The sequence below is a fragment of the Pseudomonas sp. E102 genome (assembly GCF_052660185.1).
In genome coordinates this window covers 651,750-664,284 of the sequence record NZ_CP084025.1, presented here as the reverse complement: position 1 = coordinate 664,284, position 12,535 = coordinate 651,750, and the positions used below count along the sequence as shown (strand labels likewise).

The 12,535-nt window shown below is 62.0% G+C and carries 9 protein-coding genes; 3 read left to right on the top strand and 6 right to left on the bottom strand.

Annotated elements, in window-relative coordinates:
* Position 1: 1 nt before the first annotated feature.
* The 3 genes from emhB to DOCECA_RS03185 all read left to right on the top strand — a co-directional run bounded on the left by emhB (position 2) and on the right by DOCECA_RS03185 (position 6,402).
* Positions 2-3,166, top strand: coding sequence for an efflux RND transporter permease subunit EmhB (emhB, locus tag DOCECA_RS03195; RefSeq protein WP_434562726.1), 3,165 nt, complete (start codon positions 2-4; stop codon positions 3,164-3,166).
* Positions 3,163-4,620 (top strand): AdeC/AdeK/OprM family multidrug efflux complex outer membrane factor, encoded by a 1,458-nt coding sequence (gene adeC, locus DOCECA_RS03190; protein ID WP_420766763.1) that lies wholly within the window; start codon positions 3,163-3,165, stop codon positions 4,618-4,620. The genes emhB and adeC overlap by 4 nt, the downstream gene beginning before the upstream one ends.
* A 528-nt stretch (positions 4,621-5,148) precedes the next feature.
* On the top strand, positions 5,149-6,402 hold the full coding sequence (locus DOCECA_RS03185) for an OprD family porin (protein WP_445571432.1): 1,254 nt from the start codon (positions 5,149-5,151) through the stop codon (positions 6,400-6,402).
* Between the two features lie 476 nt (positions 6,403-6,878).
* On the opposite strand, the gene pcaC is transcribed toward DOCECA_RS03185, so the two are convergent.
* From pcaC to pcaH, 6 genes are all read right to left on the bottom strand, one after another.
* Positions 6,879-7,271 (bottom strand): 4-carboxymuconolactone decarboxylase, encoded by a 393-nt coding sequence (pcaC, locus tag DOCECA_RS03180; protein ID WP_030142291.1) that lies wholly within the window; start codon positions 7,269-7,271, stop codon positions 6,879-6,881.
* Positions 7,272-7,281: 10 nt separating this feature from the next.
* A complete protein-coding gene (gene pcaD, locus DOCECA_RS03175) occupies positions 7,282-8,082 on the bottom strand; it encodes a 3-oxoadipate enol-lactonase (protein ID WP_434650166.1) in 801 nt (266 codons plus the stop codon).
* A 12-nt stretch (positions 8,083-8,094) separates the two neighbouring features.
* Entirely contained in the window at positions 8,095-9,459 is a 1,365-nt protein-coding gene (locus DOCECA_RS03170) for a 3-carboxy-cis,cis-muconate cycloisomerase (RefSeq protein ID WP_434650164.1), read from the bottom strand.
* A 135-nt stretch (positions 9,460-9,594) separates the two neighbouring features.
* Positions 9,595-10,890 carry an MFS family transporter gene (locus DOCECA_RS03165; RefSeq protein ID WP_434650163.1) on the bottom strand — a complete coding sequence of 432 codons (1,296 nt, stop codon included), beginning with the start codon at positions 10,888-10,890 and terminating at the stop codon, positions 9,595-9,597.
* Between the two features lie 342 nt (positions 10,891-11,232).
* The gene (pcaG, locus tag DOCECA_RS03160; protein WP_420764443.1) at positions 11,233-11,799 is read right to left on the bottom strand and encodes a protocatechuate 3,4-dioxygenase subunit alpha; all 567 of its coding nucleotides are present in this window, start codon (positions 11,797-11,799) and stop codon (positions 11,233-11,235) included.
* A 1-nt stretch (position 11,800) separates the two neighbouring features.
* A complete protein-coding gene (gene pcaH / locus DOCECA_RS03155) occupies positions 11,801-12,505 on the bottom strand; it encodes a protocatechuate 3,4-dioxygenase subunit beta (RefSeq protein WP_420764442.1) in 705 nt (234 codons plus the stop codon).
* Positions 12,506-12,535: the final 30 nt, after the last annotated feature.

Below are 12,535 nucleotides of genomic sequence, written 5' to 3'. Positions count from 1 at the left end.
CATGTCGAAATTCTTTATCGACCGTCCGATCTTCGCCTGGGTGATCGCCCTGGTGATCATGCTGGTCGGCGCTTTGTCGATCCTCAAGTTGCCGATCAACCAGTACCCGAGCATCGCGCCGCCGGCCATTGCGATCCAGGTGACCTACCCAGGTGCTTCCGCACAAACCGTACAAGACACCGTGGTGCAGGTGATCGAGCAGCAGCTCAACGGCATCGACAACCTGCGTTATGTGTCCTCGGAAAGTAACTCCGACGGCAGCATGACCATCACCGCGACCTTCGAGCAGGGCACCAGCTCCGATACCGCCCAGGTCCAGGTCCAGAACAAGCTGAACCTGGCCACCCCGCTGTTGCCGCAAGAAGTGCAGCAGCAAGGCATCCGCGTGACCAAGTCGGTGAAAAACTTCCTGATGGTGATCGGGGTGGTGTCGCGCGACGGCAGCATGACCAAGGACGATCTGTCCAACTACATCGTGTCCAACATGCAGGATCCGATCTCGCGCACTGCCGGTGTCGGCGACTTCCAGGTCTTCGGGGCCCAGTATGCGATGCGGATCTGGCTCGACCCGGCCAAGTTGAACAATTTCAGCCTGACCCCGGTGGACGTCAAAAACGCTATCGCCGCGCAAAACGTCCAGGTCTCGTCCGGCCAACTCGGCGGCTTGCCTGCCCTGCCCGGCCAGCAACTGAACGCGACCATTATCGGCAAGACCCGCTTGCAGACCGCCGAGCAATTCAAGGCGATCCTGCTGAAGGTCAACCCGGACGGCTCCCAAGTGCGCGTTGGCGATGTGGCCGACGTTGGCCTGGGCGGCGAGAACTACAGCATCAGCGCCCAGTTCAATGGCGCACCAGCGTCGGGCCTGGCGGTAAAACTGGCCAACGGTGCCAACGCACTCGACACGGCCAAAGCCCTGCGCAAGACCATTGACGACCTCAAGCCGTTCTTCCCCCAGGGCGTAGAAGTGGTGTTCCCATACGACACCACGCCGGTGGTGAGCGAGTCGATCAAGGGTGTGGTTGAAACCCTGGTCGAGGCGGTCGTGCTGGTGTTCCTGGTGATGTTCCTGTTCCTGCAGAACTTCCGAGCCACCATCATCACCACGATGACGGTGCCGGTGGTGTTGCTGGGTACCTTCGGGATTCTCGCGGCGGCCGGCTTCAGCATCAACACCCTGACCATGTTCGGCATGGTGCTGGCCATCGGCTTGCTGGTGGACGACGCCATCGTCGTGGTGGAAAACGTCGAACGGGTGATGAGCGAAGAAGGCCTGTCGCCCAAGGAAGCCACCAAGAAGTCCATGGGCCAGATCCAGGGCGCCCTGGTGGGTATCGCCCTGGTGCTTTCGGCGGTGCTGCTGCCGATGGCGTTCTTCAGCGGCTCCACCGGCGTGATCTACAAACAGTTCTCCATCACGATCGTCTCCGCGATGGCGCTGTCGGTGTTGGTCGCCCTGATCTTCACCCCGGCCCTGTGCGCCACCATGCTCAAGCCCATTCCGAAAGGCGAGCACGGCACGCCGAAACGCGGTTTCTTCGGCTGGTTCAACCGCACTTTCGACCGTGGCGTCAGGAGTTACGAGCGTGGCGTGGGCAACATGCTCCAGCGCAAGGCTCCGTATCTGCTCGCTTACGTGATCATTGTGGTCGGCATGGTCTGGCTCTTCACCCGCATCCCTACCGCGTTCCTGCCCGAAGAAGACCAGGGCGTGTTGTTTGCCCAGGTACAGACACCGGCCGGCTCCAGTGCCGAGCGCACCCAGGTGGTGGTCGACAAGATGCGTGAGTTCCTGCTGCGTCCAAGCAAGGACGGAGGTGAAGGCGATGCCGTGGCCTCGGTGTTTACCGTGACCGGCTTCAACTTCGCCGGTCGTGGCCAGAGCTCGGGCATGGCGTTCATCATGCTGAAACCGTGGGAGGAGCGTAACGCCGACAACAGCGTGTTCAAGCTGGCCGCTCGCGCCCAGCAGCATTTCTTTACCTTCCGTGACGCAATGGTGTTCGCCTTCGCCCCGCCAGCAGTGCTGGAATTGGGTAACGCCACCGGTTTCGACGTGTTCCTGCAGGACCGCGCCGGCATCGGCCACGACAAGCTGATGGAAGCTCGTAACCAGTTCCTGGGCATGGCGTCCCAGAGCAAGGTCTTGACCCAGGTCCGTCCGAACGGCCTGAACGACGAGCCGCAATACCAGCTCGAGATCGACGACGAGAAGGCCAGCGCGCTGGGCATCACCTTGGCCGATATCAACAACACCCTGTCGATCGCCCTGGGCAGTAGCTACGTGAACGACTTCATCGACCGTGGCCGGGTTAAAAAGGTCTACGTGCAAGGCCAGCCGGGCGCTCGCATGAGTCCGGAAGACCTGAAGAAGTGGTACGTGCGCAACAGCGCCGGGACCATGGTACCGTTCAGCGCCTTCGCCAAAGGCGAGTGGACCTACGGTTCGCCGAAGCTCGCGCGCTACAACGGCGTGGAAGCGATGGAAGTCTTGGGTGCTCCGGCGCCGGGCTATTCCACCGGTGAAGCCATGGCCGAGGTCGAAGCCATCGCCAAGAAGTTGCCGGCCGGCGTCGGCATCTCCTGGACAGGCCTCTCGTACGAGGAACGCCTGTCGGGTTCCCAGGCCCCAGCCCTGTACGCGCTCTCGCTGCTGATGGTATTCCTCTGTCTGGCGGCACTGTATGAAAGCTGGTCGATTCCGATCGCCGTCATGCTCGTGGTGCCGTTGGGGATTATCGGTGCCCTGCTGGCCACCAGCCTGCGCGGTCTGTCCAATGACGTGTACTTCCAGGTGGGCTTGTTGACAACGATCGGCCTGGCGGCGAAAAACGCCATCCTGATCGTCGAGTTCGCCAAGGAACTCCACGAACAAGGCCGGACCCTGGTGGAAGCCGCCATCGAAGCCTGTAGGATGCGTCTGCGGCCCATCATCATGACGTCCCTGGCGTTCGTCCTCGGCGTCGTCCCGCTGGCGATTTCCACCGGCGCCGGTTCGGGCAGCCAGCACGCCATCGGTACCGGCGTGATCGGCGGTATGCTCACGGCCACCATCCTGGCAATCTTCTGGGTGCCATTGTTCTTCGTGACAGTGTCGTCGTTAGGTCGTCGCAAAAATGCCGACCAGGACAACACTCCTGAAACTTCTAAAGAGGCTGGCCAATGAGCAAGTCGCTACTCTCCCTGACCATCGCCGCGGTCGTGCTCAGCGGTTGCTCCCTGATCCCGGACTATCAGCGGCCCGAAGCTCCGGTCGCGGCGCAGTACCCGCAAGGCCCGGCCTACGAACCTGCCAACGCCCCCGGCCAGGCAGCCGCCGAGCAGGGCTGGAAGCAGTTTTTCCATGACCCTGCGCTGCAACAGCTGATCCAGGTTGCCCTGGAAAACAACCGCGACCTACGCGTCGCTGCGTTGAACATCGACGCCTACGCCGCGCAATACCGCATCCAGCGGGCGGACCTGCTCCCGGCGGTCTCGGCAACCGGCTCCGGCAGCCGTCAGCGCGTGCCGGCACGGGCTTCGCAGACCGGCGAAGCGGCCATCAGCAGTTCCTACTCCGCAACGCTGGGGATCAGCGCTTACGAGTTGGACCTGTTCGGTCGCGTCCGCAGCCTGAGCGAGCAAGCGTTGCAAAGCTACTTCGCCACCGAAGAAGCCCGTCGCAGCACCCAGATCAGCCTGGTGGCCAACGTCGCCAACGCCTATCTGACCTGGCAGGCGGACAAGGAACTGCTCAAGCTGACCCAGGACACCCTGGGCACTTACGAACAGAGCCTGAAGCTGACCTCGCGTAGCGCCGAAGTCGGCGTGGCCTCGGCCCTGGACCTGAGCCAGGCGCGCACCGCGGTGGAAAACGCCCGCGTGCAACTGGCTCGCTACACCCGCCAAGTGGCCCAGGATGAAAACAGCCTGACGCTGCTGCTGGGCACCGGCCTGCCGGCCAACCTGCGCACTCAACCGTTGAGCGATGACCTGCTCAGCGAAGTGCCGGCCGGGCTGCCGTCGGACCTGCTGCAACGTCGTCCGGACATTCTCCAGGCCGAACGCAACCTGCTCGCCGCCAATGCCAACATCGGCGCCGCACGGGCCGCGTTCTTCCCAAGCATCAGCCTTACGGCCAACGCCGGTACCCTGAGCCCTGACCTGTCCGGTCTGTTCAAGGGCGGTTCGGGCACCTGGACCTTCGCGCCGCAGATCAACCTGCCGATCTTCAACGCCGGCAGCCTGCGGGCGAGCCTGGATTACGCCAAGATCCAGAAAGACATCAACGTCGCGCAGTATGAGAAGTCGATTCAGACAGCGTTCCAGGAAGTCTCCGACGGCCTGGCCGCGCGCCAGACCTACAACGAACAGCTGCAGGCCCAGACCGACTTCGTCGCCGCCAACCAGGACTACTACCGCCTGGCCGAGCGTCGCTACCGCATCGGCGTCGACAGCAACCTGACCTTCCTCGACGCCCAACGCCAGTTGTTCAGCGCACAACAATCGCTGATCACCGACCGCCTTGCGCAACTGACCAGCGAGGTCAATTTGTACAAGGCCCTGGGTGGTGGCTGGAATGCCGAGACGGGCAAGCACGAACCGCTGGCGGAAAAAGCGCCGGAGACGAAGTTGTTCTGATTGATGTACTGAAAACAAAAAGCCCACCGAAAGGTGGGCTTTTTGTTAGGGCCTGCTTTATCCACAAGTTGGCTAACGGGGGTCGACAGTATCCGGTACTCGATCAGCCTTTGAGAGCCTGCTTGGCGAGAGGTTTCGCCAGAACCCAAGCGTTGGTGAGCCTCGCCCGTAAATTGTGTCGGGTGGCATTCGCCCTGATGAAAAACCAGAGCGAATAGCGCCCTAATTCTATGCTGCAGGGTTCCCCTGCAACATAGAATCTCCCACAGGGGATTGCGACCATCCATTCGATTGTTTTGCTGTTCGATAATCGCCCAAAACCCGCAAACAGCAATTGAACCGATCCCGGGCCGCCCTTCACCATCGCTCGCACAAAACCAATAACAACAGGTTCGATGCCATGTCCCCACGCCCTGCACCGTCCGGCTGATCCTCAGTCGCTTTAACAACCTGCCCCCACCGTACCGTTCGCACCCAAAAAATGCGGCAACAACTCGCTTCGTCCACAAAAAATAAGAGACAACGCCCATGAAGCCCACACAGCACTTGTTCCCCAGCCTCATTGCCGTCGCCCTGACCAGCACCGCCCTCCCCGTCCTGGCGGCGGAATCGGGGTTCGTCGAAGATGCCAAAGCCACGCTGAACCTGCGCAACTTCTACATCAACCGCAACTTCACCAACCCGGACAATGCCCAGGGCAAAGCCGAGGAATGGACCCAGAGCTTCATCCTCGACGCCAAGTCCGGCTTCACCCAGGGCACCGTCGGTTTTGGCGTTGACGTGCTGGGCCTGTACTCGGTCAAGCTCGACGGCGGTCGTGGCACGGCCGGCACCCAGCTGCTGCCGGTGCACGACGACGGCCGCCCGGCCGATGACTTCGGTCGCCTGGGCGTCGCCCTGAAGGCCAAGGTCTCGAAGACCGAATTGAAAGTCGGCGAGTGGATGCCAGTGTTGCCGATCCTGCGTTCCGACGATGGCCGTTCCCTGCCGCAAACCTTCCGTGGCGGCCAGGTGACTTCCACCGAAATCAACGGCCTGAACCTCTACGGCGGCCAGTTCCGCGCCAACAGCCCGCGTAACGACGCGAGCATGGAAGACATGTCGATGAACGGCCGCGGTGCATTCACCTCCGACCGTTTCAACTTCGGTGGCGGCGAATACGCCTTCAACGAAAAACGCACCCAGGTCGGCGTCTGGTACGCGGAACTGTCCGACATCTACCAACAGCAATATTTCAACCTGACCCACAGCCAGCCGATCGGCGACTGGACCCTGGGCGCCAACCTCGGTTACTTCACCGGCAAGGAAGACGGCAGCGCACTGGCCGGCGACCTTGACAACAAAACCGCCTTCGCCATGCTTTCCGCCAAATACGGCGGCAACACCTTCTACGTCGGCCTGCAGAAAGTCGGCGGCGACGATGCCTGGATGCGCGTCAACGGCACCAGCGGCGGCACCCTGGCGAACGACAGCTACAACTCCAGCTACGACAACGCCAGGGAAAAATCCTGGCAACTGCGCCACGACTTCAACTTCGCCGCCGTCGGCGTGCCGGGCCTGACCCTGATGAACCGCTACATCAGCGGTGACAACGTTCACACCGCCACGGTCGACGACGGTAAGGAATGGGGCAGGGAAAGTGAGCTGGCCTACACGGTGCAGAGCGGCGTGTTCAAGAGCCTCAACGTGAAATGGCGTAATTCGACGATGCGTAGGGACTTCAGTACCAACGAGTTCGATGAGAACCGGTTGATTGTCAGCTATCCGATCAGCCTGCTGTAAAAACCAAAGATGGATGGAGGCTGTACCACCGTCATCGCGAGCAAGCTCGCTCCCACAGGGGATTGGCAGTGGACGTAGATTCAATGGCCGCTGGAGATCAGTGTGGGAGCGAGCTTGCTCGCGATGGCGTCATCACATCCAACATCGATGCAAGCTGACCCACCGCTTTCGCGAGCAAGCTCGCTCCCACAGGGGGATTGGCGGTGGACGTAGATTCAATGGCCGCTGGAGATCATTGTGGGAGCGAGCTTGCTCGCGATGGCGTCATCACATCCAACATCGATGCAAGCTGACCCACCGCTTTCGCGAGCAAGCTCGCTCCCACAGGGGACTGGCGGTGGACGTAGATTCAATGGCCGCTGGAGATCATTGTGGGAGCGAGCTTGCTCGCGATGGCGTCATCACATCCAACATCGATGCAAGCTGACCCACCGCTTTCGCGAGCAGGCTCGCTCCCACAGGAATCGAGGTATGCCCTAACCCCGCGATTCGACACCCAGTTCATCCCAGACCGATTCGGCCAGATGGAAGGTGGCATTGGCCGCCGGAATGCCGCAATAAATCGCACTTTGCATGATCACTTCCTTGATCTCACTACGGCTGACGCCATTGTTGGCGGCGGCGCGCAGGTGCAGCTTGAGTTCTTCGTTGCGGTTCATGCCGATCAGCATGGCAATGGTGATCAGGCTGCGGGTATGGCGCGGCAGTCCCGGGCGGGTCCAGATGTCGCCCCAGGCGTGACGGGTGATCATCTCCTGGAATTCGCTGTTGAATTCGGTCAGGGCGTTGAGGCTGCGATCCACGTGGGCATCGCCCAGCACGGCGCGGCGCACTTGCATGCCTTCGTCGTAACGTTGTTTCTCGTCCACAAAAAACTCCTCAGGCCCGGCCAGAATCAAGCAGGAAATCCAGCACCCGCGCGCTGAACGCAGCGCCGGCCTGGACGTTGGACAAATGCGCGGCGCGGAACTCGGCATATTTGGCCCCATTGACCCGCTCTTGTATAAAATGCCCACCGGACGGCGGTGTCACCGCATCCTCGGTGCCCGCCACAACCAACAACGGCACGCGGATCGACGCCAACTGCTCGCGGAAATCGGCGTCCCGCACCGCCGCGCAGTTTGCCGCATAACCCTGGGGCGAGGTGGCAGCCAGCATGTCGGTGATTTTCTTTACCGTCGCGGGGTGCGCCTCGGCGAAGTCCGGTGTAAACCAGCGGCCAATCGACGCGTCACGCAAGGCCACCATCGCCGCCTGGCCGTCACGCAGCACGGTTTCGATGCGCGGGTTCCACACCGACGGGTCGCCAATCTTGGCCGCCGTGTTGCAGATGACCAGTTTGAACAACCGCTCGCCCGCGTTGATTCCCAGCCATTGGCCGATCAGCCCGCCCATGGACAATCCGCAGAAATGCACCTTGTCGATGCTCAAGGCATCAAGCATGGCCAGCACATCGCGCCCCAGCTGTTCAATGCTGTAGGGGCCTTCGGTCACCAACGACTGACCATGACCACGCGTGTCGAAACGCAGCACGCGAAAGTGTTCGCTGAAAGCTTGGATCTGCTCGTCCCACATGTGCAGGTCGGTGCCCAGGGAGTTGGAAAGCACCAGAACCGGCGCGTCTTCCGGCCCGTCCAATCGATAATTCAGATCGCCCTCGGCGAGTTTGACGAATCCCACAACAATCTCCTTTCAGGCATTCAAGGCAAGGTGTTCGGCCACGGCTCGGGCGACCCAGGTCTGGGCTTGTCCAAGGTAGTGGGCCGGGTCGAGCAGATGATCGAGCTCGGTCGTGGATAGCTGCGCGGTGACCTGAGGTTCGTCCCCCAGCACTTCGCGCAGGTGCCGTTGTTCGGCCACGGCACGCTTGCAGCATTGTTCGAGCAGATGATGCGCGGTGTCGCGCCCCACACGCTGGGCCAGGACGATGCTCACGGCCTCCGCCAGCAGCAGCCCTTGGGTCAACTCCAGGTTACGGGCCATGCGCGACGGATCCACTTCCAGCCCGTCGGCCAGCAGCCGCGCCTGTTGCAGCGCGCCGGATACCAGGCAGCAGATCTCCGGCAGGGTTTCCCATTCGGCGTGCCACAGCCCCAGGCTGCGCTCATGTTCCTGGGGCATGGCGCTGAACAGCGTCGACAACAAGCCCGGCACGCGCGTCGCCGCGCCGATCAGCACGGCCGCGCCCACCGGGTTGCGTTTGTGGGGCATGGTGGACGAACCGCCCTTGCCCGGCGCCGAGGGTTCGAACGCTTCGCCGGCTTCGGTTTGCATCAACAGACTGATGTCACGCCCCAACTTGCCCAGGCTGCCGGCGATCAGGCCCAGCACCGAACCGAACTCCACCAGGCGATCGCGCTGGGTGTGCCACGGCTGCTCCGGCAGGTTCAATTGCAGCTCGGCGGCCAACGCCTCTGCGACTGGCAGCGCGTGCTCACCCAAGGCAGCGAGCGTCCCGGAAGCGCCGCCGAATTGCAGCACCAGCAGGCGCGGCTTGAGCTCGCGCAAGCGTTGGCGACTGCGGGTGATCGCCCCCAGCCAACCGGCGACCTTCATGCCCAGGGTCACCGGCGTGGCGTGTTGCAACCACGTACGCCCGGCCAATGGCGTCGCGGCGTAGCGTTCGGCTTGTCGGGCCAGGCTGTCGGCCAGTTGCGCCAGTTCGTTTTCGATCAGCCCAAGCGCCTGGCGCAGTTGCACCACCAGACCGCTGTCCATCACGTCCTGGCTGGTGGCACCCAAATGCACGTACCGCTCAGCTTCCAGGCTCTGGATGGCGATGCGCTTGCCCAACGCCTTGACCAGCGGGATCGCCGAATTGCCGGCACTGGCGATCGCTTCGCTCAACGCGCCGAAATCGTACAGGTGGGCGTGGCAGGCGTTCTCGATCGGCGCCACCGCCTCGTGGGGGATCAGCCCCACTCGCGCCTCGGCCCGGGCCAGTGCCGCTTCGACGTCCAGCATGGCCTGCACCCGCCCCGCATCGCAGAACACGTCGCGCATGTCGCGGGCGGTGAAGTAGGCATCGAAGAGCTGATTGCCCGGTCGTTCGCTCATAAACATTCCTTGAGAAAATAGATGCAGTTATGGCGAGGGAGCTTGCTCCCGCTTGAGTGCGAAGCGCTCACAAGAGAGGGCTGCCGCGCAGCCCAGCGGGGATAAATCCCCTCGCCACAATGAATCAAGCAAGCCTTAAAGATCGTGATGCAAATACGCCGGCTGCTTGGGCAGGCGCAGGCTGAACAGGAACGCCACTACCATCATCACCGTGACATACCAATAAAAGGCGTTCTCCATGCCCTGGGCCTTCAGGCTCAAGGCGACGTATTCGGCCGAACCGCCAAAAATCGCATTCGCCACCGCATACGCCAACCCTACTCCCAGCGCGCGCACTTCCGGTGGAAACATTTCAGCCTTCACCAAACCGCTGATGGAGGTGTAGAAGCTGACGATCGCCAACGCCAACGTGATCAGGACAAATGCCAGGAACGGGCTGCTGATGCTTTTGAGTGTCAGCAGGATCGGCACCGTGCACAGCGCCCCAAGGCCACCGAACCAGAGCATGGAGTTACGCCGGCCAATCTTGTCCGCCAGCATGCCGAACAGCGGTTGCATGCACATGTAAAGGAACAGCGCGCCGGTCATGATGTAGCTGGCGGTCTTGGCGTGCAGCCCGGCGGTGTTCACCAGGTATTTCTGCATATACGTGGTGAAGGTGTAGAAAATCAGCGAACCACCGGCGGTGTAGCCCAGTACGGTAATGAAGGCGGCCTTGTGGCTGCGAAACAGTGCAGCGATGCTGCCGGCGTCCTTGTTTTCGCGCATTTCCTTGCTGCTGGTTTCCTTCAGTGAGCGGCGCAGGAACAGGGAGATCACTGCCGCCACGGCGCCGACCACGAACGGAATCCGCCAGCCGTAGGCCCGCAGCTCGTCTTCGTTGAGGAACTGTTGCAGGATCACCACCAGCGACACCGCCAGCAGCTGCCCGCCGATCAGCGTCACGTACTGGAACGACGCAAAGAAGCCGCGCTGGCCTTTCAGGGCGACTTCGCTCATGTAGGTGGCAGTGGTGCCGTACTCGCCGCCCACCGACAGGCCTTGCAGCAGACGGGCGAGCAACAGCAGCACCGGCGCCCAGACGCCGATGTCCTTGTAGGTGGGCAGGCAGGCGATGAGCAACGAGCCGAAGCACATCATCAGCACCGAGATCATCATCGAATTCTTGCGCCCGTGACGGTCCGCCACCCGGCCGAAAATCCAACCGCCGATCGGCCGCATCAGGAACCCGGCGGCGAATACACCGGCGGTGTTGACCAATTGCACGGTGGGATTGTCCGACGGAAAGAATGCCGGCGCGAAGTAAATGGCGCAAAAGGCATAGACATAGAAGTCGAACCATTCGACCAGGTTGCCGGATGAGGCACCGACGATGGCAAAGATACGCTTGCTGCGCTCTTCACCGGTGTAGTGGCTGGTTGGGGTGGTCATGATTTTTCACTCGTTGGGGGCTGACGTCGTCTAGACACACTTCGTAACAGTCCCGTTCCACAAACAGTCTTTCATGCAGTAGCGCCTGTACCAACGCTATCGCGAGCAAGCTCGCTCCCACAGGGCTTGCATCACACCCGTGGCGAGCAAGCTCGCTCCCGCAGGGCTTGCATCACACCCGTGGCGAGCAAGCTCGCTCCCGCAGGGCTTGCATCACACCCGTGGCGAGGGAGCTTGCTCCCGCTCGGCTGCGAAGCAGTCGCAAACCAGGCAGCGCGATTGGTCTGACGAAATGCGTCGCAAGCCAGCGGGAGCGAACTCCCTCGCCACCGAGAATTTCACTCAGTAATCGAAGAACACCGTTTCGGCATCCGTGCCCTGCAGGATCACGTTCCACTGGTACACACCTGACGCATCGGGCTTGGCCACGAGGGTGCCGCGTCGTTCCTGCGGCACGCAGGCCAGCAGCGGGTCGGCTTCGTTACCGGGTTCATCGTCAAAATAGATCCGCGTCAGCAGATGCTTGACCAGCCCACGGGCGAACACCAACACCACCAGGTGCGGGGCTTGGGTCGTGCCGCCCAGCCCCGGCACGGTGCCGGGCTTGATGGTGGTGAAACGAAAACGTCCCTCGGCATCCACCGGTACCCGACCAAAACCGTCGAAATGCGGGTCGAGGGGTTTGTCCTGGTCGTCTTCCGGGTGGGCGTACTTGCCGGCCGCGTTGGCCTGCCAGACTTCCAGCATCGCGTCGTTGACGAACTGACCATTGCCATCGACCACCTGCCCGGTGATCGCCACCCTTTGGCCGAGGGTCTGCTCGTCGGTCAGGTCTTCGCGGTTCAGCCAGGTCAGGCCGATGTGGTAGTAAGGCCCGACGGTGTGGGACGTAGTGGCGTTGAGCGTCATCTTATTTCTCCATCGGCGTGGCATCGCGGCCGCGCAAGACGATGTCCCAGCGATAACCGAGGGCGTAGTGAGGGACGGTTTTTTCCAGGTCGAACCGGGCGATCAAGCGTTCCTTGGCACTGGTGTCCGGCACGCAGTTATAGATCGGGTCGTATTCCAGCAACGGGTCGCCGGGGAAATACATCTGCGTCACTAGGCGCGTCAGGATGCTCGGCCCGAACAGTGAGAAGTGGATATGCGCCGGGCGCCAGGCGTTGTGGTGATTGCCCCACGGGTAGGCGCCGGGCTTGATGGTCTGGAATTGATACCAACCGTCGGCGTCGGTGACGGTGCGACCGGTGCCGGTGAAGTTCGGGTCCAGCGGCGCGTCATGGTTGTCACGGTCGTGGTTGTAGCGTCCGGCGGCGTTGGCCTGCCAGATCTCCACGAGAACGCCCGGCACCGGCTCGCCGTGTTCATCCAGCACGCGCCCATGAATGATGATCCGCTCGCCGAGCGGCTCGCCAGTGTGCTGGGCGGTCAGGTCGTGGTCCTTCTCCTGAATGCGATCTGCGCCCACAGTCGGGCCGGTAATTTCCGACAGCGAATGAGGCAGATACACCAAAGGTTTCGACGGCGAGCGCAGGTTGGTGGACTGGTACGACGGGTGCAGGTATTCCGGCTGGGTGCCCACTTGAGGGCGGCGGTAACCAGGCTTGTCAGTCATGAAGCATTCCTCGGTTTCTTATTAGTGAAA